Here is a 23,265-nt window from a genome sequence, read left to right on the forward strand (position 1 = left end):
ATTCTCATTCACCGCCCCGCGGACAGCTCCTCTGTCTTATCTGGCGTTATAGCGGTCTAAGGCTGCCTGCTGAATTTCAATCGCCCGCTTCACATTGAACTTGTCAATCTGGGCGGTGAACTTGCCGAAGTTCTCTATCGGTTCCGCACCGATGACGAATTTGATGAACATCTCATCACGGTAAGTAGTAATATCGCTCATGATTTTGCTGTACTCCGTGGACTCCTCTGTAGTCAGGCTGACCGGGGGAAGACCGACCTTGAGTGTGTTATCGCTGTATTTGGAAAAGAGCGCAACCGCGTCCTTCTGCTGCTGATACTGGTAATACTGCTCGTTGTACCGGTCATCATCCTCACCGACAAACGGATAATTGGCAATGAAATGCTTCGCCATCGCCTGAACCACCGACAGCCCGTCCGGATTCTTCAGAATCTCATCCGTGTAGGTCGGATATCCGTCCTTCATCGTGTACGTTACACCCTCTACGCCGAAGTTCTTCAGCATATGGCCTTCTTCACTGAAGAAGTAGTCCAGCGCCTTCACGGTTTCCTCCGGGTTCTTGTTGCTCTTGGTAATCGTCGCGCCGGCACCGCTCCACTCCCAGGACCGGCCGGTGAACATCGGCTCATCCCCCTTGTTCACTACAGGGTACTGCACCGCGGTAAGGTTGGCCTCCGGCTCCTTCTCCTGCAGTGCAGGCAGATAACGTCCAATGCCGCCGCCAATGAAGGCAAAGAAGGCGCCGGCCTGACCGCCCAGAATCTTGGCATCATAGGTTTTCTGATCATTCGTGGCGAAGTCAGGATCAATCAGGCCCTCCTGATACCAGCGGTGGAACGTGGTCAGGAATTCTTTGAATTCCGGCTCTGTCGGCCCGTAGGCTACCTTACCGTCCTTCAGGAAGATCGTATTCGTGATCCCGTAGGCTTCGAGGAAGGTTGGGGCCGCCGGGCCCATCGTAGTCAGCTTAGGCGGTGCACCGAACAGGAGCGGAGCGGTGACCCCTTTCTTTTCCTTGAACGCCTTCAATACCGTCTCCCATTCAGCGAGCGTCTCCGGCTGCTGGAGATTCAATTCGTCCAGCCAGTCCTGGCGGATGAATGTGCCTCCGAACGTCTTATATTTGCCCAGCCGCAGATGGGGAATCGCGTAGATGTCTCCGTTATCCGCTTTCAATTGTTTCGCGACCTCGGGATTCTCGTCCAGAATCTTCTTCAGGTTGGGCGCGTACTGGTCAATCAGGTCGTTCAGCTTAATGATCGTGCCGTCCGTGTACAGCTTGGAATAATCCCCGTAGACGAACATCACATCCGGCAGCTCATTCGAAGCCAGCATGACATTGAACTGCTCCGTCTCCGCACCGACGGCGGGATGCTGGAATTCCGTCTTAATGTTGGTCTTCTTCTCCCACTCCTGAATCGCCGTAATCTCACTCATGTTCTTCAGCGTAATTGACACATTCGTATTCAGTGACGCCCAGATCGAAATTGGGGTAGGCTCATCCGCTGCCGCTCCTCCGGCATTCCCGTTCCCGTTCCCGTTCCCGCCCGAGCAGCCTGCCAGTCCGCCTATAGCCAGCAGCAAGCTGGTGCCGAGCATCATCCGTTGTCTCCAAGATCTCTTCATCCCTTCACATCTCCCCCATGTGTTCTTAATAGAAAGGCCATCGCCGGAGGCACCTGTCCTGCAGTCTTGCGGTTTTGCGGTCCTGCCGAAGCTGCCTCCTGCTCCTCCAACTTAACGCCGTACGCCAGCCTTGACTATCTCCCATTCTTGCTGCGATATCGATATATTGATTAACGCCTGTCCATCACAGGAATTGCATACGGATGCTAAGAAATCGAGATTGATTTCGCCTGATATTCCAATCCGGGTTATCGCGAGTGGTGATTACGCTTTCATATTATATCAAACTGCAGCGTTGTCGCGGCATTGCACATACTCTCTCCCTGCACCGGAGTGGCAAATGTACTCGGTTTTTCATGTACATTTGGTTCGTCTAGCCTATCGTTGGCACATTGTACTCGGTTTTTCGCATACATCAGGCTCGTCTACCCTATCATTGGCACATTGTACTCGGTTTTTCGCATACATTCGGCCCGTCTACCCTATCGTTGGCACAATGTACTCGGTTTTTCGTGTACATTCGGCTCATCCCCGTACCGCCCACTTTCAGCGGAATTAGAGGGTTTCAGCGGGTACCAATAATTTCCTATATAAAGAAAAAAGACACCGGTTAAGTGTCTTAAAGTCTTTGACATCAATCTATGCAATTCGCCCAGCCTGCAAGCCATCCGTCAGGAACTCGCCAACACCGCCAGCACCGTTTCCAGCACCACATTCACGCCCATCTCGCACTCATCATAAGAAGTGAGCTCTTCCTCGCAGTGGCTTTTCCCCTTCACACTGGGTACAAAAATCATCGCCGACGGCAGGAATCCGGCCACGAACTGGGCATCATGCCCTGCTCCGCTGGCCATCTTCCGGCTGCTATAGCCCAGTTTCCGGGTAGCTTGCTCAACCAGGGCACAGACCTCCGTATCGAACCATACGGTATCGCGTCCCCACAGCTTCGTCTTCGACACACTACACTCCAGCAGTTCCTCAGGCAGACCGTTAATAATCGCCTCTACTTCACGGACAATATCCATATCCTTATGTCGGGCTTCCACGGTGAAGATCACCTTGTTCGGAATAACGGTATGAATATTAGGCAGCACGTTCATTCTCCCCATGGTATAGACCAGCTCGGAGTCCAGTACAGCCAGCTTCCGCCGCAGCTCCGTAATTATATCTGTAGCGGCAAAAAGCGAATCCCTACGCATATCCATCGGCGTGGTGCCCGCATGGTCCGATTCGCCTGTCACTTCAATCTCATAACAGGCCATCCCGACAACACAGTCGACCAGGCCGATCTTGAGATTCTCTCTCTCCAGCACAGGTCCCTGCTCGATATGCAGCTCCAGATAAGCCGTCGCTTCCTTGATCCGGTTCTCCGCATCGCCCGCATAGCCGCTGGCCTGCAGCGCTTCACCGAAGGTCGTACCCTCCGGGTCCTTCTTCTTCAGCATCTCTGCCTTGTTGAACTTGCCGGCCAAAACACCTGAAGCCATCATCGACGGCTCGAAGCGGGCTCCCTCTTCATTGGTGAAGTTCATCACTGTTATTGGCAAGCGAGGCTTAATGCCGTGGTCAACCAGGGTTCTTACCACTTCCAAACCCGCGATTACACCGAGCACCCCATCGAATCTGCCGCCTTTCTTGACAGTATCCAGATGCGATCCGATCACTATGGGCGGACCTTCTTCACTGCCCGCAAGCGTAGCGTACATATTTCCCATATCATCGACTTTCACGGCCATTCCCAGCTCTTCTGCGCAGGAAGTGAAATAGCCTCGCACCCGCACATCCTGCTCCGACAGCGATAACCGGGTGACCCCGTTGTTGTCCGTCCGCCCGAAATCGGCGAATGACTCGATCGTATTCTTCAATCTCTCACCGTTCACGAATATCTGCTGCAGCTGCATGGCCCTATTCCTCCGTTTCGAACGCTCTTGGAATTATTGCTTTCTATATATGTTATACCATTCCGTATTATTTTCATTTTACAGACTGTAATAATATTTTTTGGTTTTGTTCACGTTATGTTATAACGCGATTGGGGAAGTCTGATAGAATATGAGCTGGTAGGAAGCATAATTTGAGAGGAGCTAAGCATATGAATACCCTTTTGCGCAGCGGCACAGCCGAAGCTGTGATCAGTTCACTCGGAGCCGAGCTGATCAGCTTCAGAAGAACAGATACGGAGACCGAATATATGTGGAGCGGGGATGCCGCCTATTGGACAGGCCGTTCACCAGTGCTGTTCCCGATTATCGGCGCAGCCATCCAAGGCGAGATCAAAGCGGACGGGCAAGCTTATAAGATTGCCAATCACGGCTTCGCCAGACGCAGTGAATTCACGCTGCAGGAGGCAAGTGATACCCAGGCGATCTTCCGGCTCTCGCATAGTGAGAGCACGTTGGCGGTCTACCCGTACAAATTCAACCTGTTCCTCACCTATATCCTGAGCGGAAGCACCCTTGAGATCAGCTACCGTGTGGAGAATTCAGATGAACAGGAAATTTTCTTCCAGCTCGGCACCCACCCTGCATTCAATTGCCCGATTGCCGGAGAGGGCAGCTTCGCGGATTATTATCTTGAATTTGAGCAAAAGGAAACGTTAGACCGCCTGTTCCTGAATTCCACCGGCCAGTTGATTAACGGCCAGACCGATCCGCTCTTGCAAGAAGAGAACATTCTGCCGCTAAACCATGAGATGTTTGAGCATGACGCACTCGTCTTCAAGAATGTAAGCTCGCAGTCTGTAGCGCTGAAGAGCAAGCTGTCTGCCAAAAGCGTAAGCGTAGCTTACCATAACTTCCCTGATCTCGGGATCTGGCAGCCGAAGAACGCACCGTTCCTGTGCATTGAGCCCTGGCATGGTGTAGCAGACAGTGAAGACTTCACCGGGGACATCCGTGATAAAGCGGGAGCCATCTCCCTGCCGCCGGGCGGCCAGTCTACAAGCTCGCTTACGATTACGTTCAACTAACCGGTTGTTGCTCCACCGATTCCTGAAGAAATCGAGTAGGAGGGGGCGGCAAGCCCCCGTCCTCTCACACCACCGTACATGCGGGTCCGCATACGGCGGTTCCAAAAGGTTAACAAAGTTCCAGATAGCGTGAAAGTAAACTCTTCAGCCCTTTTGCTTCCCAATAGGAAGTCGAAAGGGCGTTATTCGTGTTCCGGGACATTTCCCACGCGCCTCGCCGCGAGTTGGCCATCTTAAAACAAGCCCACTTTGGAACCCCGAGTGCTCGAAGCTCGCGGATTCGTGTACGTACTCGTTTCCACTGTTTCCACAGACACATTCGAAGTCTCCTCCGAATCCACTGGTCCAGTGTTTGGAAGTGTGTCTTCGCCGAGGCTAGACGGAAATAACCGAGCCAACCCATCAGATAGCGGTTCAGTCGGTAAATCCTTTCTTCCATGGAAATGGACCAGGTACGTTTCGTTAGCTCTCGAATTCTCCCTTTAAAAGCTGCGAGACTCTTCGGAGCAATCCGAATCGTTGCCTGTTTCTGGCTCAGGAAACTGAATCCTAAGAACTTTCGGTGCCAAGGTCTCGCTACCGCACTTTTCTCCCCGTTTACTTTCAGTTTTAGCTTTCCTTCTACAAACCGACTTACCGATTCCATGACACGCTCGCCTGCTCGTTTACTCGCCACAAAGATATTACAGTCGTCCGCGTAGCGTACGAATCGCAAACCTCGCCCGGTCAGTTCCTTGTCCAGATCATCCAATAGAATGTTTGCTAGAAGCGGACTAAGCGGACCGCCTTGTGGCGTTCCCTCCCGGCTACGCTCCCATTTTCCATCCACCATAACTCCGGCGTTTAAGTAAGCACGGATTAGCGTCAGCACTCTTTTGTCCTCCACTTTCCGCGCCACTCTTGCCATTAGCATGTCGTGGTTTACCTTGTCAAAGAATTTCTCCAGATCCAAATCCACGACCCATCTGAGGCCGCCTTGGATATATCTTTGGGCTTGTTTAACGGCGTCATGCGCGCTCTTCCCCGGCCGAAAGCCGTAGCTGTACCACGAGAATTGTGCGTCAAAGATCGGGTTCATGACTTGTAAAAGTGCTTGCTGGAGGAAACGGTCCATCACAGTCGGGATGCCTAGCTGCCGTACACCGCCTCCAGGTTTGGGGATTTCCACCCGTTTGACTGGCGCAGGTCTGTAAGTTCCCGTCAGAAGTTCAGTTTTCACCGATGTCCAGTGCGTATTCAGGTAAACTTGTAGATTCGCTACCGTTACACCGTCCACACCGGGCGCTCCTCCATTTTGCACCACTCGTTTGTAAGCGAGTCGAAGGTTATCTCCTTTGAGCATTTGCTCCAGCAAGTTGTTCTGGTCTTCGCGAGAGGAAGGGACGACTTGTGCCGACGAAGAACTCGGCGCTCCGGCATACCCTGACGGCTTCACCGCTTCTCTTTGCCGCAAGCTCCCTTGCGAGATATTCTGCTGTCGTTGCTCTTCATGCGAACGCATCGCTTTCCTCTCTCCTTTCGGTTCAGCCCTTCCGTAAATTGTTGCAACAGCTTACGTACTATGGCTTCTGCTGACTCCTGCCAGTTCAGCGCAGCCTCTCAGCTACGGTTACAAGTTTTTTTTCTTGCTTATCTGACAGGTCTCCCCAGATAAGAACGTCATCTGTCTGCCCGCGACCACTGGAGTATACCGCGCCAGCCCTTGGCGGCTTTGGATTTCGTCATGTTTAGGTGACTCATCCGACTGACACAGCCTCAAATCCAGTTCGTGTACCTTGGCCCGTGCTTTTGCCTCCGGCTTCCTTCAGATTCCACCTCACGGTGGACACCCTTGCCCTTGGCTAACGGTAGGCGCTCGCCAGCCCCCGTTCGGGACTTTCACCCTAAAGATGACGCCCATGCTGGGCGTACCAAGAAGGCCGCAGCCGCCTAACGGTGGATGCGGCTTTTTGTGTCAAATTATAATCCATATCCTACGCTTGCGGCGGCAGGCCGTCCAATAAGTAAACTAAAGTAGTATATACAACCTTTTACTGCCAATAGTAAGCTTAAGGTAGTTAATTCACTACACATAGAATGGGAGAAATGGATAAGGGAGTGGAGTATATGCAAGGATTGTCAGTGGCTATCTGCACGAGGAACCGGGTACAGGACCTGACACGGTGCATTCATTCTATAACTAAACAAGACATAGGCAGGACATACCCCATTGAGGTCATACTTATAGATGACGGCGAAATACCAGCCCGTGTACTTACTGAATTTGAAGCTTTACTTACCGGATGCGGTTATCCTTTGACTTATTTCAGCAAGACGGACCGGGGATTATGGCTGTCCCGGATCAAGGCAGTGGAACTGTCCACCATGGACAAAATTCTCTTCCTGGATGATGACGTCGAAATCCCCGCTCACTACCTGTCTACCTTGATTCAAACCTACGATGATTATCCTAACTGCGCAGGAGTCGGCGGTATCGCCATCGGGATGCGGAACAGCTTCCTCGGAACCATCCGCTGCCTGCTGTCCTTCCAGCAATCCCTGTCGAGCGGCAAGCTCTCCTTAAGCGGTCAAGCCGGGTCCATGTACAACTGGCATAAAGCCCGGAAGATCTTCAAGACTGAATTCCAGCATGGCTGCAACATGTCCTTCAAAAAAGCGGCAATTCAGGACCTGAAGCCCGTTCCCTGGCTTACCAGCTACAGCGTCGGTGAAGATATTCTCATGTCCCGCATCGCCCGGAGCTCCGGCCCTTTGTATATCAATCCTGAGCTCAAGCTGCTGCATCATGAATCTCCGGCCTCCCGGGACAATCTCGAAGATGTCGCCTATACCCGGGTGCTGAATCATGTGCATTTGCTCAAGGATAAACGGTCGGGCCCCATCGGCTATCTCGCCCTGATGTGGACGACGCTCTACCTCATTCTCCGCGAGCAGCCCAAGAAGAATGTCGCCGCTATCAAGGGCTATAAGAAGGGGCTGAAGGAGATCTTCAACAGCCAGACCGCCGGGTAATCCGTCAAAACTCAGGAAGGGAGTGGAGTTATGAGTGTAAGCATTGTAGTTCCCATGTACAATTTAGAGCGTTATGTGGCTCCATTGCTGGATTCACTCCTGGACCAGAGCGAGAAGCGGTTCGAAGTGATTATGGTCGACGACGGCTCTACGGACCGTACGTACGAGGTGGCCGAAGCGATTCTGGCGCGGCATCCCATCCTGAGAGCCAAGCTGATCCGCACGGCCAATGCCGGAGTGAGCGCCGCCAGAAACACCGGGCTTGCAGCAGCCAGCGGCGACTATGTGCTGTTCCTGGACGGGGATGATTATATTGCCAGCGGACTGGTGCAGAGCATTGAAGCACATACCTGGAGCGCTGCTCCGGATATTCTCTGCTGGGGTTACAGTCTGGTCCGCGAAGACAAGTCCACGATTGTAAACTTCACTTCAGCGGCAAGCGACACTACGGGGAGCGAAGCGCTGAAGAATATTTTTGTGCATAAAAGCCTCAGAATCTGGACCGGCAGCATCGCCTTCAAACGGACCTTTCTGCTGGAGAACGGCATCCGCTACACCGAGCGCTGCGTGAACGGGGAAGATCAGGAATTCATCTACAAAGCGCTATCACGTGCCTCGCGGGCCATATCCATTCCGGATGTGCTGTCCTTCTATCTGCAGAGAACATCCTCCATCTCCAATACGTATAACGTGAACAAATTCGACATGGTCGATGCTTTCAAGCGGGTAGCTGATTATTTCAGAGCCCATCCCTTTGACGGGACATCTGAGATATCCGAATTACTGCTGAACCGGGAGCTGACCGAGAACTACTTTTACAACCTGAAGACCTGTCTGAACGGCACTGCGGGAATGGATGTCAGGCGCCTGCTTCAGGATATGGACACCCGTTATCCCGGACTTCCCCAGGAGATGCGGCCGATCATACGAGAGTACCAGGGGGACGACCGCCAGCTCGCGCTGCAGATCAGAGCCTTCTTAATCTCCCCGTCCTTGTACGGAGCGCTGATTGTTATCGACAGAAACTGGGTCCAATTCAAACAGAAGCTCAAAACCGTGATGGGCAGAAAGGAAATCAAAGTATGAAGAAGACGATGATGATCAACGCATATACAGAGTTCAATTTGGGCGATGATTTGTTCATTAAAGTGTTATGTGAGCGATACCCCGGTACCCGGTTTATGCTGATTGCCCCGCAGCAATATAAGCTCGTCTTCAAAGACCTCCGTAATCTCAAGGTGTATGCCTCGGACTCCGTGCTGCTGCGGGGGATCAACTATATTTTCCGCAAATTAAAGCTTCATCCGAACTTCGTGCAGAAGCTGCTGACGGATCAGGGCGACGGAACCGTGCATATCGGCGGGTCTATTTTTATGCAAGGTGAACAGTGGGAAGAATATGTGGCTGGTGCTGAAGCCCTTCGCAATAAAAGCAAGCCCTACTACCTGATGGGTGCGAACTTCGGCCCGTACAAGGATGAGGCCTACTACCAGCAATATAGGGAAATCTTCCAGAATTATGCCGATGTCTCTTTCCGGGAGCAATATTCCTATGACCTGTTTAAGGATCTGGACAATGTGCGGCTTGCGCCGGATATTATTTTTCAGCTGAAATACAGCGGCGGTAGAGCTCCGGCTGTGGAGGGTAAGACCCTTGCCATTTCCGTGATCAAGCCCTCGTCCAAAGCTTTAGACGGTTTTGACAACCTCTATTATGAAAAAATGAAAGATGTTGCAATCTATTTCATTCAGCAGGGGTATGACGTGCATTTCATGTCCTTCTGTCAGCATGAAGGGGACCAGGAAGCGATCAGTCTGATCCTGAATCTGATTCCTGCGGAGCTTCAGGCCCACACCCACGCCCATCTCTACAAAACAGATATGGATGAGATTCTCGCCGTGCTGTCCGGTGCAAGCTGCATTGTCGCCTCCAGATTCCATGCGATGATCCTCGGCTGGGTGTTCGGCAAACCGGTGTTTCCCGTGGCTTACAGCAACAAGATGATCAACGTGATGCAGGATGCTTATTTCGGGGGGGCGTATACGGACTTTGCCCATCTGGCTGAGCTGACGCCCGAGCAGGTCTATGAGAGTATGGCTGGGGGTACGCTCGATGTAACGCTGCAGGCGAACCAGGCGGAGAAGCATTTCGAGCAATTGGATGCTTATCTGACACCCGAACCGCTGCTGGAAGGGAGAAGAAGCTATGAAAGCTAAACGGAGCATGCTGAACCTGGGCTTCGGGCTTACCAGCCAGGTGATTACCATTATCCTCGGTTTCTTCATCCCCCGCCTGATCATGGTTAACTACGGCTCGGAAGCGAACGGACTGATTGCCTCGATTGTGCAGATTATCAGTTATTTCGCCCTGCTTGAGGCAGGGGTTGGCGCGGCATCGCTGCAGGCACTCTATAAGCCGGTGGCCGGCAACGACCGGAGCCACATCAACTCCATTCTGGCCGCTACCTCCAGCTACTACAAAAAAACCGGGATCTACTATTTCATCTCAGTCGTGCTGCTGGCGGTTATCTATCCGCTGGTCATTCATTCAGAGATCAGCAGTATCAGCGTAGTGGTCATTATCCTGTTCTCCGGCCTCGGCGGAGCGATCAATTATTACTTTCAGGGCAAGTTCAGGGTCCTCCTGATTGCCGAGGGTAAAAGCTATATTGAGACCTCTATCGTCACTGTAGCGAACATTCTGAACAACGTGGTTCGTATCATCCTGCTGCTGCAGGGCGTGAACATCATCGCCGTCCAGGCCTCGTTCTTCGTGCTGACTCTGCTGCAGATTGTCGCGTTCTATATCTATGCGAAGCGGCATTACAAATGGATGGATCTCAGTATGACGCCTGATTTTGCCGCCATTGGACAAAAGAATTCCGTCATGGTGCATGAGATCTCCTATCTCATCTTCCGTAACACGGATGTGCTGATCCTGACGATCTTCACCAACCTGAAGATTGTCAGTATCTACGTGATGTACAATATGATCTTCACCATCGTCGACAACATCGTCCAGACCGTCAACGGCAGCGTCAAATCGGCGCTGGGGCAGAGCTATCATGAGGGCAAAGAGGCTTTTGTCAAATTCTATGATGCGTATGAGGTCTATTTCATGGGCCTGATCTTCTCCATTCTGACCGTGGTCTATATTCTGATTCTACCGTTCATGCGGCTGTACACCGCCGGGGTCAACGATGTGAATTATATCAACTTCTGGCTGCCGATTCTGTTCGTGGTGATCAAGCTGCTGACCAATGCCCGCACGTCGTCGAACAACCTGATTACCATTGCCGGACATTTCCGCAACACACAATTCCGTTCGATTCTGGAGTCGGCGATCAACCTCGGAGCTTCGATTGTGTTCGTAATCTTCTTCGGAATCTACGGTGTGCTAATGGGAACTATTGTTGCTCTGCTCTACCGTTCGATCGATATTGTGGTCTACGCCAGCCGGGTGCTGCTGGAGCGCAGCCCATGGATCACCTTCCGCAGATGGCTTACGAACGTCGCCGTCTTCGCGGCAATCGTGTTCATTACGACCAAGCTGAATCTGAGCATCACCTCCTACACCGGCGTAATCCTCTGGGGCGCGCTGCTGGGTGTGATTATCCTGCCGATCTATTTCCTGGTGGGTTCTCTGATGGAACGCGAGGTCTTCCTCTATACCTGGAGCTACGCCAAGAAATTCAGAACGAAGCTTAAGCTTAAGCGGAAGGTTGCGGCCGGGCAGACGCTGTAATGCTGGAAATGGGGTAGCGCAGATTCCCATTCCAGCCGCATACAACCTGCCGGCACACCTCCCCAGTTTTTAAGTGGATAAACGTAGCTTAATTTACCGTTGTTCGCACTCTGTACGTGAATAGTTGGAAAAAAGGCATTTACTTGCTGCCCTCCAGCCCGCTTCCCGCGAAATGTGCATTTTTAAGTGGAGTTTTTCCAACTAATTTTAGAATGATCTTCACAATCGGGAACATAAATGGAGAAAATCTAACTACTATTTAAATTAAGCTGGTGATTTTCACCAAACTTAGCCCATGCTTCCGAAGCGAGTTTTATTGCGAAGTGAGCCTGGAAGTATTGCTCCATAAAACTTTTAGGAGGACTGATTATGGATCACCGCGGGGACTTACATGAAGCAGGACTGCATCTGCTGCATCAGCTGAGTGACGATATTCATCATCCGCCCGCCGGGGGTCTGACGCGTGAGGAGCTTATCCGCCAGGCCAGGAATATCAGCAGCAGCGAGAGTGATGCCGGAATCAAAGAACATCTGGAGACGCTCATCGGTGTCCTGGATGCCTTTCTGGCAGGCCGGGCTTCGGATGACGCGCTCCAGTATTATGTCAGCACTCAATTCAATATTCAAATCGATGAGATAATCGGGTTCATGCAGGGGCTTGCCGCACTCAGCAGCAGCGGGCCTGATACGCAGGAGTCTACACTCAACCTTGGCGCCGGTCCCGCAAGCCATCCGAAGGTTAGCGTAATTATCACTACTTATAATAGAAAAGATTTCCTGCAGCAGGCAGTGAACAGCATTCTGCGGCAGGATTATCCGCATACCGAAATTATCGTCATTGACGATTGCTCCAGCGACGGTACGCAGGAGATGATGAATGCCACCTTCGGAGCAGAGCCGCGCGTCATCTTCATGCAGAATGAGACCAACAGCGGCCCCGGCAACAACCGCCGCAGAGCGCTGGCCGCACATGGCGACGGGGAATTCATCCTGTTCCTGGACGATGATGACTATCTCATTGACCGCAGCTATTTCACCAAAGCCGTGAAGGTTCACCGGCTGCATCCGGAGCTGTCTTTTGTCGCCGCAAACGTATTCCTGGAGTATTCCCAGTCGCAGAAACTCACCATCTCCAGTCTGGGGCTGAGTCCCGTCACGGACAAACACGACTATTTCATGAACTTCGAGCGGAAGAACTATCCCAAGCCGGCATCAACCTTAACCGCCATATTCAAGCGCGAGGCACTGATGAGCATGGATATTCTGAATATGAGTATGGTCAACGATGCTTCCATATACCTGCGTGCGCTGCTGATCGGCGATGCCGGGTTTATTGATACGCTGGCGGGCGTGTACCGGATTCACGGCAACAATATCACCTTCAATCTCAGCCAGTCGTTCCTGATCGAGAATCTGGAGGAGAAGCGCAACATCCGCAATATGGCCATCGAGCGCTTCGGCTACAGCAAGGCGGAAATGAATGAGTGGTTCAACCATAACGTCTATGATACGATCTCTTACTACCTGATGAACTCCGCCAAAAGCCACAGCGACTTCAAGTTCATGTACAGCTGGGCGAGCAACCACTCTCCTCAGGCCTACAATCAACTGAAGCGCCAGTTCCGCACCAAGCTGATGAAAAAACAGCTGCTCCGCGTTTCCTTCGTACGGGCGCTGATGAACCGGTAACGGGACAGACCGGCTAGATGGAAGGTATAACTCTCCACATAAAAAGCAGCTTCCTTATTAGGGGAAGCTGCTTTTTCTTCTTGCCCGCCTTAGATTTCCTGCAGCAGCTTATCCAGCAGCCGGAGGGCTTCTTCCAGCGCAGGCTTGGACACTCCGCTGTAAAGATCCCCGATGTTCAGCTCATACGAGCATGAAGCTTCTCCTGTTTCTTTCAACCGCGGTGTCAGCCCGATTCCCGATTCCTTGTACACCTGAATCAATACCGGAGCAAGCTGCTCCCTGGATAACGCGAAATGTACATGGAACATGTTCGAGACCGGCACCTCCGGCAGCGTAGACACCTTATGGCAGCTGTTGAATAAGGCAGCCAGCTCCTTGGCCTGCTCATAATACCCGGCCATCCGGCCGATCCGCTGCCCGTAATAATATTTAGCGGTCAGGATATACGGATAGAGACTGATCAGGTCACCGCCATGGCGCCGTTTCCAGATCTTCGACTCCTCCGTGAATTCCCGGCTTCCGGCCAGGATCGCTCCGGCAATTCCGCCGATGCCTTTGTAGAAGGATATATATACACTGTCGAACAACCCGCAGACCTCGGCAGCTGTCTTGCCGTAGTATGGCAGCACTTCGAACAGCCGTGCCCCGTCCAGATGAAGAATGATTCCCTGCTCCCGGCAATAGGCCGAAATAACTTCCAGCTCGGCATACTCCGGCAGCTGCCCGCCGATTTCCCGCTGGGGAAGCTCAAGCAGCAGACAAGCAATACCCGCCCCCATATTCTTCACATCATCCAGTGTGATCAGGCGGTCTTTATCTGCCAGCAGCAGCGGCTCCAGATGATGCAGCTCCTTCAGCCCGTCCTGCTCATGAATCTCCAGGTGGCATAGCGGGTGATAAGCCACTCTTCTGCTGCCTTTGCGGTCACTCCAGATCCGCAGGGCGATCTGCTGGGCCATCGTGCCGCTGGGGAAGAATACACTGCTTTCCTTGCCGAGCACCCCGGCCATCTCCGCCTGGAAATCCTCTATTACTGCGCCTGACCCATACAAGTCGGCAGCGAGATGATCCTCCACTCCGGCCAGCGCTTCCTTCAGCACGGATATCCCTCTTTTCCCATGGCCTGCCAGCTGCACTTCTGTCCCGTTATAAGCTTCCAGTAAAGCATTCTGCTCATTCATTCCGCTAATCCGCTCCCTTTAAATATGCTCGATCTGTACGAATACTTGAAATTATATCATTTTTCGCTAAAATACCCGATTTATTTGAAAGTTCACATGATATTCCCCTGATCCAAGGTGAAATAAGTTGACCGCTGTGCTACAATATTGGAATTGCAAAGGCAATCGCTTAGGGAGGTTTATAAAAACACCATGCTTATTATTGGTATCGCCGGCGGGACCGGTTCCGGCAAAACGACGGTAGCGCGCTCCGTTATTGACCGTCTTGGATCTGACAAAGTGACGTTCATATCTCAGGATAACTACTATAAAGACCATTCTTACCTCAGCATGGCTGAACGCGGTGCGATCAATTACGATCACCCGCTGGCCTTTGATACGGAACTGCTGATAGAGCATTTAGATTGTCTGAAAGCCGGACAAGCCGCATTTGCCCCAGTGTATGATTTCACCGTGCATGCCCGCTCTACCGAGAAGACCGTTCGGCTTGCTCCGAACAATATCGTCATTCTTGAAGGGCTTCATGTCCTCTCCGACGAGAAGCTGCGCGAGCAGCTGAACATTAAGGTATTCGTGGATACCGACCCCGATGTACGTATCCTTCGCCGGGTACTGCGCGATATCGAGGAACGCGGCCGGACGATCCGTTCGATCCACACCCAATACCTGACCACGGTTAAGCCGATGCATGAAGCTTTTATCGAGCCGTCCAAGAAATATGCTGACCTGATTATTCCGGAAGGCGGACAGAATGAAGTAGGGATTCAGCTGCTGTCCGTATTGACCGAGAAATATCTGTCCGGCGATCATCAGTGGACTTAAGCAGAGCAGCCGCCTGCCCATACCTTAGTTGAATGAGAGCCGCCCGGCCATGCCGGGCGGCTTTTTGCTGTAGCCGGGCGGCCGGCGCACTTATTTTCCCGGAATCACCATCGATTCTTCCATGCGAAGAATACATCACATCACTTCCGGCAGACTTATGAAATATAGAGCTAACAGTCTCGGTTTTAATCTTCAAACCCTTATATGTGTAACTTTATCTAACACAATATCCATGATCGCAATGAAATTTTCTGCATTTTCAGCAACAAATCTCTTTAACTTGTTATATTTATTGACTGGTAGCGCTTTATTAAAGAAATAACTGTTGATTATTCCCGTTCCATCCACTATGATTAGTGCAAGAGGGCGACCTTAAAGTTAAAGCGGTTAAACTTATTAATTTTTTATTTCTATTAAAAAGGCAATTTTCGACTTTTATTTATCCTAAAAGTTAAAGCGCTTATACTTTCAAGAAAGAAAGGCTGGTGTGTTCGTGATTAAGAGTGAGAGCCGGCGGCAGACGTTCTACATGTATCTGTTCATTTCCCCATGGCTGGTTGGCTTCCTTATCTTCGCCCTCTATCCTATCTTGTCGTCGCTGTACTACAGCTTCACCGATTATGACATTATTCATCCGCCGAAGTTCATCGGTCTCGCCAACTACACGGAGATGTTCCATAACGAGCTGTTCTGGCGGTCCGTAAAAGTCACGCTAAGATATACCTTCATCAGCGTGCCGGTGCAATTACTGCTCGGTCTCGGCTTCGCCCTGCTCCTTCATCAGACCATTCCGTGGCGCGGTTTCTTCCGGACAGCGATGTATTTCCCGAGCATGGTCTCCGGCGTTGCGATGTCGCTCCTCTGGTACTGGATTTTCAACCCGCAGATCGGTCTCTTCAACTACATGCTCTCCTGGTTCGGCCTCCACGGCCCGGCCTGGCTGATGAATCCCGATACGGCGCTGTACGCCCTGATTATCATGTCCTTCTGGACAGCGGGCTCCGGCATGATCCTTTTCCTCGCCGGTTTGCAGGGGGTCCCGGCCAGCCTGATTGAAGCCGCTAACCTGGACGGGGCAGGACGCTTCCGCATTTTCATGAATATTACACTGCCGATGATCTCACCAGTCCTGCTGTTCCAGCTGATTATGGGTCTGATCGACTCTTTCCAGGTGTTCACGCAAGCCTTCGTCATGACCCAAGGGGGACCTAACTACTCCACCTGGTTCTACGTCTACAATCTGTATACCAGTGCCTTCAAGGAATACCGTGCTGGCTACTCTTCAGCCCTTGCCTGGATACTGCTGATTGTCGTCATGCTGTTCACGGCCGTCATTATGAAGCTGTCTAATCGCTATGTCCACTATGAAGGAGGCAGCCGCCGATGAGTACCGTTAAGGCCGCGAGCCCGCTTAGCCCGCCTTCCCGGCTGCGCCGGAGAGCTGATCCTGTTAAAATCGCCAGCTTCATCACACTGATAATCACTACATTCCTCATGCTGCTGCCGCTGTTCTTCATGGTCTCCACCTCGCTGAAGTCGAAACGGGAAATGCTGAAGTTTCCGCCGACCTTTCTGCCGGAGAGCTGGGCCTGGAGCAATTATACCGATATTTTTGAGACTCTCCAGTTCGGCACACTGTACAAGAACAGCCTGATTATCGCCGGCCTCTCCGTCTTCGGTACCCTGCTCTCTTCGGCGCTGGTCGCTTACGGGTTCGCCAGATACCGGGGGCGCGGCAACAACTTCTGGTTCATCCTGCTGCTGAGCACGATGATGCTGCCTTATCCGGCGATTATGATTCCGCAGTTCGTGCTGTTCTCCAAAATGCAGTGGATCGATACCTTCCTGCCGCTGATCGTGCCCGCCTTCTTCGGCTCGGCGTATAACATCTTCCTACTGCGGCAGTTCTTCTCTACACTGCCCGAGGAATTGTTCGACGCCGGACGGATTGACGGCTGCGGCGAGCTGCGGATGTGGCGGACCATCGCGCTTCCGCTGTCTGCACCGGCGCTGGCGACCGTTGCGATCTTTGCTTTTATCTACAGCTGGAATGATCTGCTGACCCCTGTGCTCTACTTAAGCTCGTCGGACAAATTCACGCTTCCGGTCGGCATGGCCTCGCTCACCTCATCACGTTTCCGCATTCCGCCGTGGCATCTGCTGATGGTCGCCTCGGTCCTGGCTATGGTTCCGATCGTCACTCTGTTCGCTATCGCCCAGAAGCAGTTTGTGGAGGGCATTGTGCTGACAGGCATTAAGTAATCCGGGTCCACAATACTTGAAATCATGGAGGGATTGGACAATGAACAAGATCATGAAGAGCAAGAGGCCGGCCGTCCTGCTTACAACAGTTCTGACAGCAATGGTAGCAATATCGGGCTGCGGCGGCGGCAAATCAGCAGGGAATGTCGCAGCAGGGGACAGCGGAGCAGGGAATTCCGGCGGGTCCGGTGAACAGGTGACAATATCCCACTATACGATTGACTCGGAGGACCGCACATTCATTGAGAAGCTGATTCCTGACTTCGAGAAAGAACATCCGAATATCAAGGTTAAGGTGGAGAAGGCACCATACGAGCAGTTCGACAGCAAGCTGCAGACGCTGATTGCCGGCGGCAATTCCCCGGATGTTACGAGCCACTACGGATACGGCGGCTTCGCCGAGTATTATAACAAAGACATGCTGCTCGACCTGACCGACCTCATTAAGGAAGACGGGTTCAAGGCCGAGGACTATAACATCCCGGAGAATCTGATGAAGATCTACACGGTGAACGGCCATACCTACGGCATACCGGTCAATATGTATGTCACCCTGATGCTCTACAACAAGGATATGTTCGATACGGCAGGTGTCTCCTATCCGCCAAGCGACTATGAAGATAAGAGCTGGACTTTTGAGCGGATGGTTGAGGATGCCAAGAAGATGACGATCGTCTCTGACGATATCGCCAAAACGCAATACGGCGTAGACTTCACCTGGGCGGAACGGGATATGCGGCCGCTGTACTTCGGGGCAGAGCCTTACTCCGAGGATACCTGGACCAACGGCGGTGTTCCTTCCGAGACACACTTCGACTCCCCTGAGGTCATTGCCGCTTACCAGAAGCTGTTCGACCTTGTCTTCAAGGATAAGGTGTCCCCCACTTCCGAGTGGAGTAAAAGCGTAGCCGGACAGAACGGCGATCCGTTCGTTGCAGGCAAGATCGGGATGTCGATCGGCGGTTCCTGGAACCTCGCAGGGGCTAACGATTTTCCGTTCAAAATCGGCGTAGCCGCAGTGCCGTGGGGCGGCAATGAGCAGGTGCGCAGCACACTGTTCGTCGATCCGCTGCTGATTCTGAAGGATTCGAAGCATCCGAAGGAAGCTTTTGAATGGATCAAATACCTGATGACCACCGAGGTCCAGGAGAAGTCCATTGAGCTGAGCGGCGGCAATCCGCCGGTCAACACCGAAGCCGCTGAAGTCTATTACAAGCATTTCGACGGGATTGATCCGGAGGATGTGAAGAAGGTCTACGAGGGCGCAGTCAAATACGGTTATGAATCCTACAACCATCTGATTACCAACTACTCGCAGATCAACGACATGTTCATTAATGAGCTGCAGCCTGTCGAGACCGGACACAAGACGCTGGAAGAGGTGATGCCGGTGATTCAGAAGAAAGTAACGGAGATTATCAAAAGATAAGGCGGCTTCAGCCGCTGCGGCAATTATACGTTTAGCGGAACACCGGCGCTCCCTGTATACTGGAGACAGATACTAGCACCGGAAAATCCGCCGCAAGGAGCGTTTGAGATGAAAGTAAGTATTTTTGATGTAGCCAAAAAATCAGGGCTGTCCGTGGTCACCGTATCGCGGGTATTAAATGGTGCCGGGTCAGTGCGGGAGAACAACCGCCAGAAGGTGCTCGATGCAATCAAAGAGCTGGATTACCGCCCTAATGCAGCTGCACGCAGTCTGGCCAGCGGCAAGACCGGCATCATCGGCCTGATTGTAACGACGCTTCAGGATTCCTTCTTCGATGCGGTGGTCAAAGAGCTGAATGAGACGCTGGCCCTGCATGGTTATTTCCTGGCCATCTCCATCTCTACGGGCATCGGCTCGGACGAGAACCACTATCTGATTCAGGAAGACCGTGTAGACGGGCTTATCCTGCTCTCGCCGATGAAAGAAGACAATTATATCATGGAGCTGAAACGGCGGGGTATCCCCTATGTACTGATTGACAATCAGCTGCCGGAGAACGACACCTACTCGATTACCATTGATAACTTCAAAGGCGGATATGCCGCGGCCAGCCACCTGCTGGAGCTGGGGCATACCTCCATCGCCCATATCTGCGGGCAGGAAATGTTCCGCAGCACGCGGGAACGGCGCGCCGGCTTCCAGCAGGCACTGCAGGACCGGGGGATTACCCCGTTCGAAATCGTCTCCGGCGAATTCGAGATCGAGATGGGTTACAGCACGGCGAGACGCTGGCTGCAAGCGGGCAAGCTTCCGGCAGCCGTGTTCGCCGGGGATGACAATATCGCTCTCGGCGTCATCAACGCCCTGATGGAAGCGGGGGTGCGGGTGCCTGACGAAGTCGCAGTGGTCGGCTATGACGACCACTATATTGCTTCCCAGCTCCGGCCGCATCTGACCACCCTGCGCCAGCCGGCGGACAAGATCGGAGTGGCGGCAGCCGATATGCTGCTGCGCAGACTAAGCGGCGAGATGAAGCGCGGCTCGAACATCCGGATCGATCCGGAGCTGATCGTACGGGAATCTACGCTGAAATCCTGATGATGGGATGCTATCAAAACTAAGCATATGCTTCCGAAGCGAGTTTTGCGAAGTGGGCATCGAAGAAGGTTAGGCTATCAAAACTTTAGGAGTGACGACCATTGGCTTACTACTTGGGGATCGATGGGGGAGGCAGCAAAACCTACGCCCTCCTAAGCGATGAACACGGCCATATCCTCGGCAAAGGCAGGAGCGGCAACGGTAATCACCAGACCGGAGCGCAGCAGGCGGCGGCAAGTATCCGCGAAGCAGCCTTGGCCGCTCTGGCTGAAGCCGGACTCCGGCTGGAGGATATCAGGCATACGTACCTGGGCCTTGCCGGGGCCGACCGCAAGACCGATTATGAGATCCTTCATCCGATGATCCGCGGCATCGGATTTACTGCATATACGATCAGCGGCGACCCGATGATCGGCCTGAGGGCGGGCACAGACCGCCCCTACGGGGTTGCCCTGATCTGCGGCACCGGCACTAACGCAGCCGGCCGCAACCCGCAGGGCCAGCACTTCCAGTGCGGCGGCTTCGATTATATGTACGGCGATTTCGGCGGCGGCGGCGCACTGAATATCGAGGTATTCCGCACGGTCATCCGCGCCTGGGACGGCCGGGAGTCTGCCACCCTGCTCACGGAGCCGCTACTGAAGCTACTCGGCTATGAACGGGTGGAGGATATGTACAATGATTTCCTCGATCACAGCAAGCAGGTGCCGCTGGATGCCGCCCGCCTGCTCTTCCCGGCGGCTGCCGAAGGCGATGCTGCGGCGCTCGCCATCCTGCACCGTCAGGGCGTGGAACTGGGCAAGGCGGCAGCCGCCGTTATCCATAGATTAGGCATGGAGAACGATGGTTTTGATGTAGTGCTGGCCGGAAGCCTGCTGACCCGGGGCGACCGCGGCTGGATCCGCGATCCGATTGAACAGGCCGTGCGTGAAGCGGCCCCGGGTGCGTCTATAGTGACTTTAACTACGGAGCCAGTCGTCGGCGCCCTATGGTCGGCGCTGGAGAGTGACGGCATCACGATAAGCCATGAAATGTATGAGCAAATGCGTCCCTTTCAGGAATTTGAACATATCCCCACAACAACAAGACAGGAGTGATTCATCTTGGCAGTTAACCAAGGTCTTAAGATCGCCGTTATCGGCGGGGGTTCTTCCTATACCCCGGAACTGGTAGAAGGCTTCATTCTGCATTACAAGGAGCTTCCGGTGCGGGAGCTATGGCTTGTGGATATTGAAGCCGGCTTGCATAAACTGAACATCGTAGGCGCTCTGGCCAAGCGGATGGTCGAGAAATCCGGCCTTCCTATAGAGGTCTACCTCACCACCGACCGCCGCGAAGCCATTGCAGGTGCCGACTTCGTCAGCACCCAGATCCGCGTCGGGATGCTGGATGCCCGCGCCCGCGATGAGTCCATTCCGCTGAAATACGGCGTGATCGGCCAGGAAACGACCGGCCCCGGCGGAATGTTGAAAGCGCTGCGCACGATCCCCGTCATCCTCGGCATCTGCCGTGATATCGAGGAGCTGGCTCCGGACGCCTGGCTGCTCAACTTCACCAATCCGGCAGGTATGGTGACCGAAGCGGTACTGAGGTATTCGAAGGTAAAGAGCATCGGCCTCTGCAATGCCCCGATTGGTCTGATTAAGCAGGTATCCGCCAAATATAATGCGGCCCCAGACCGGATCTATGCCGAGTTCGTCGGTCTCAATCACCTGCACTGGATCACCCGCATTGATGTCGAAGGTGAAGACAAGCTGGATGACATGCTGGCCGATACCGCCGGCTACAGCGCGAAGAATGTTCCGGCGCGCGAGTGGAATCCCGAGTTCCTGCAATCGCTGCATGCCCTCCCCTCTTATTATTTGAAATATTTCTATATGACGGATGCGATGCTTGAAGAACAGCAGGCCTCGGCCTCAAAAGGCGAGAACCGTGCAGAAGTCGTCAAGCGCGTGGAGGAAGAGCTGTTTGAAATCTACGGAAACCTGGAGCTTAGCGAGAAGCCGAAGCAGCTGGAGCAGCGCGGCTGGGCTTTCTATTCGGAGGCTGCCGTCAACCTGATGCGCTCGCTGTATAACGGCACCAATGACATTCAGACGCTGAATGTTGCGAACCGCGGCATCCTGGACTTCCTGCCGGATGATGCCAGCATCGAGGTCAACTGCGTTGTCACCAAGACTGGCCCACTGCCGCTGCCGCTGACCAAGATTCCGCCGATGGCCAAAGGGCTGATCCATGCGGTCAAGACCTACGAGCAGCTCGCCATCGACGCTGCCGTTACCGGAGACCGGAGCCTGGCTATTCAAGCTTTGGCACACCATCCGCTTGTCCCTTCTGTCGAAGTGGCTATCGCTATGCTGGATGAGATGCTGGAAGCGAATAAGGAGTATCTGCCGGCATTCTTCGGGCAAGAGCCCACGTCTGTACCTGCCTTGTACTTCCCCCGGTCTTAGGTGACGTCAAATCATCAGGTGTACAAATTGGAAAAAGTTGTTATACGGGACCGGACGATTTCATATATCTAAAGCATGAGTTTGATAAAAGGGGGGAATAGGTTTGAATGCATTCGTTGCCCGCTCTTTAGATGAAATACGTTTCTGGTCCAGAATCATGAAGGAGCATTCGTTGTTTTTAAAACTTGGTTTCAGATGTGAAGATACTCAGTTAATTAGGGAAGCAGAGCAATTTTATGCCACATTTGAAGCCATAGAAAACAAAGCGAATACTTTTGACGTTGGGACAGATCCCCAGAACATTCAGCGGTTTAATTCTGAGGTTCATACTGCTGTGTCCCATATCTGGGCATTTAAAAGAAAGGTGCTTGGATTAATACTGCAATGCAAGCTGCCGGGCGGAAATAACTTCCCCTTATTGGTTGATCATGTAAGCAGAGAAGCTAATTATTTCCGAAACCGCTTGAATGAACTCAATTCAGGGCAACTAGAGCCCTTGCCTGATGCGATTATTGACGAGAATGTCTTCTTTCTTAAGATTATGGCTGACCACGCGAAATTTATCGGCCATTTGCTGGACCCCTCTGAAAGAAAATTGGTTGACCAGGCACGAGAATTCAGTAATGAATTTGATACGCTTTTGTTTCAAGCCATGGATTTAAGTCATATGCGGCCACAATCTCAAACCGTCCCTTTATTAAGCCAATTTGTTGATGAAAACAGGGTATCTGTGAAATCACTCCGTGATTTCAAAAAAACTGCACGTGATTTAATTGAGGAATGCCGAATTAAAAGCATCATTCATCCGTTACTGGCAGACCATGTATTTCGTGAAGCTGAACGTTTCCTTTTTATACTCGATATGTTTGATAAATCCTTGTCGGGTGTTAAGGTGAACAAGCGGGAAATCCTGTTTTAAACGAAGAATCGCACCTAAATGGATAAAGGCGAATTCCCACTCCCTCCCGGGTAAGAATTCGC

At 52.6% G+C, this 23,265-nt stretch carries 18 protein-coding genes; 14 read left to right on the forward strand and 4 right to left on the reverse strand.

The features are described 5' to 3' along the window. Positions 1 to 36 precede the first annotated feature (36 nt). Complete coding sequence (locus NYE33_RS02925; RefSeq protein WP_341064711.1) at positions 37 to 1,626, reverse strand: extracellular solute-binding protein; 1,590 nt, start codon at positions 1,624 to 1,626, stop codon at positions 37 to 39. A 671-nt stretch (positions 1,627 to 2,297) separates the two neighbouring features. Continuing rightward, positions 2,298 to 3,527, reverse strand: coding sequence for a Zn-dependent hydrolase (locus tag NYE33_RS02930; RefSeq protein ID WP_341064714.1), 1,230 nt, complete (start codon positions 3,525 to 3,527; stop codon positions 2,298 to 2,300). Between the two features lie 191 nt (positions 3,528 to 3,718). Here NYE33_RS02930 and NYE33_RS02935 point away from each other — a divergent pair, with 191 nt between their 5' ends. Continuing rightward, positions 3,719 to 4,594, forward strand: coding sequence for an aldose 1-epimerase family protein (locus NYE33_RS02935; protein WP_076243460.1), 876 nt, complete (start codon positions 3,719 to 3,721; stop codon positions 4,592 to 4,594). A gap of 109 nt (positions 4,595 to 4,703) precedes the next feature. Here NYE33_RS02935 and ltrA read toward each other — a convergent pair whose 3' ends face one another. Then, entirely contained in the window at positions 4,704 to 6,095 is a 1,392-nt protein-coding gene (gene ltrA, locus NYE33_RS02940) for a group II intron reverse transcriptase/maturase (RefSeq protein WP_081969805.1), read from the reverse strand. Positions 6,096 to 6,700: 605 nt separating this feature from the next. On the opposite strand from ltrA, the gene NYE33_RS02945 reads away from it, so the two are divergent. The 5 genes from NYE33_RS02945 (at position 6,701) to NYE33_RS02965 (ending at position 13,039) form a co-directional block, all read left to right on the forward strand. Next, a complete protein-coding gene (locus tag NYE33_RS02945; protein ID WP_039296997.1) occupies positions 6,701 to 7,606 on the forward strand; it encodes a glycosyltransferase family A protein in 906 nt (301 codons plus the stop codon). Between the two features lie 30 nt (positions 7,607 to 7,636). Beyond that, on the forward strand, positions 7,637 to 8,692 hold the full coding sequence (locus tag NYE33_RS02950; protein ID WP_076243459.1) for a glycosyltransferase family 2 protein: 1,056 nt from the start codon (positions 7,637 to 7,639) through the stop codon (positions 8,690 to 8,692). Next, positions 8,689 to 9,822, forward strand: a complete 1,134-nt coding sequence (locus NYE33_RS02955) for a polysaccharide pyruvyl transferase family protein (protein WP_076243458.1) — start codon at positions 8,689 to 8,691, stop codon at positions 9,820 to 9,822. The genes NYE33_RS02950 and NYE33_RS02955 overlap by 4 nt, the downstream gene beginning before the upstream one ends. Further along, the gene (locus tag NYE33_RS02960) at positions 9,812 to 11,350 is read left to right on the forward strand and encodes a lipopolysaccharide biosynthesis protein (protein ID WP_341064716.1); all 1,539 of its coding nucleotides are present in this window, start codon (positions 9,812 to 9,814) and stop codon (positions 11,348 to 11,350) included. Before NYE33_RS02955 ends, NYE33_RS02960 begins: the two co-directional genes overlap by 11 nt. 369 nt (positions 11,351 to 11,719) lie before the next feature. Then, on the forward strand, positions 11,720 to 13,039 hold the full coding sequence (locus NYE33_RS02965; RefSeq protein ID WP_341064718.1) for a glycosyltransferase family 2 protein: 1,320 nt from the start codon (positions 11,720 to 11,722) through the stop codon (positions 13,037 to 13,039). Between the two features lie 89 nt (positions 13,040 to 13,128). On the opposite strand, the gene NYE33_RS02970 is transcribed toward NYE33_RS02965, so the two are convergent. Beyond that, on the reverse strand, positions 13,129 to 14,220 hold the full coding sequence (locus tag NYE33_RS02970; RefSeq protein ID WP_341064720.1) for a threonine aldolase family protein: 1,092 nt from the start codon (positions 14,218 to 14,220) through the stop codon (positions 13,129 to 13,131). Positions 14,221 to 14,412: 192 nt separating this feature from the next. On the opposite strand from NYE33_RS02970, the gene udk reads away from it, so the two are divergent. The 8 genes from udk to NYE33_RS03010 all read left to right on the forward strand — a co-directional run bounded on the left by udk (position 14,413) and on the right by NYE33_RS03010 (position 23,203). Further along, a complete protein-coding gene (udk, locus tag NYE33_RS02975) occupies positions 14,413 to 15,042 on the forward strand; it encodes a uridine kinase (protein ID WP_039296931.1) in 630 nt (209 codons plus the stop codon). 529 nt (positions 15,043 to 15,571) lie between these two features. Further along, positions 15,572 to 16,429 (forward strand): carbohydrate ABC transporter permease, encoded by an 858-nt coding sequence (locus NYE33_RS02980; protein WP_445669800.1) that lies wholly within the window; start codon positions 15,572 to 15,574, stop codon positions 16,427 to 16,429. Beyond that, positions 16,426 to 17,304, forward strand: a complete 879-nt coding sequence (locus tag NYE33_RS02985; RefSeq protein WP_052421623.1) for a carbohydrate ABC transporter permease — start codon at positions 16,426 to 16,428, stop codon at positions 17,302 to 17,304. The genes NYE33_RS02980 and NYE33_RS02985 overlap by 4 nt, the downstream gene beginning before the upstream one ends. A gap of 40 nt (positions 17,305 to 17,344) precedes the next feature. Then, positions 17,345 to 18,733 carry an ABC transporter substrate-binding protein gene (locus tag NYE33_RS02990; RefSeq protein ID WP_081969789.1) on the forward strand — a complete coding sequence of 463 codons (1,389 nt, stop codon included), beginning with the start codon at positions 17,345 to 17,347 and terminating at the stop codon, positions 18,731 to 18,733. Positions 18,734 to 18,841: 108 nt separating this feature from the next. Continuing rightward, complete coding sequence (locus NYE33_RS02995) at positions 18,842 to 19,831, forward strand: LacI family DNA-binding transcriptional regulator (RefSeq protein ID WP_076243454.1); 990 nt, start codon at positions 18,842 to 18,844, stop codon at positions 19,829 to 19,831. 101 nt (positions 19,832 to 19,932) lie between these two features. After that, positions 19,933 to 20,928 (forward strand): N-acetylglucosamine kinase, encoded by a 996-nt coding sequence (locus NYE33_RS03000; RefSeq protein WP_042132820.1) that lies wholly within the window; start codon positions 19,933 to 19,935, stop codon positions 20,926 to 20,928. A 6-nt stretch (positions 20,929 to 20,934) separates the two neighbouring features. Continuing rightward, positions 20,935 to 22,284, forward strand: a complete 1,350-nt coding sequence (locus tag NYE33_RS03005) for a 6-phospho-beta-glucosidase (RefSeq protein ID WP_341064724.1) — start codon at positions 20,935 to 20,937, stop codon at positions 22,282 to 22,284. Between the two features lie 103 nt (positions 22,285 to 22,387). Beyond that, positions 22,388 to 23,203 (forward strand): DUF2935 domain-containing protein, encoded by an 816-nt coding sequence (locus NYE33_RS03010; protein WP_042132818.1) that lies wholly within the window; start codon positions 22,388 to 22,390, stop codon positions 23,201 to 23,203. The last annotated feature ends 62 nt before the right edge of the window (positions 23,204 to 23,265 follow it).

The organism is Paenibacillus sp. FSL R10-2199, assembly GCF_038000235.1.
Classification (GTDB): domain Bacteria; phylum Bacillota; class Bacilli; order Paenibacillales; family Paenibacillaceae; genus Paenibacillus_AQ; species Paenibacillus_AQ phytohabitans.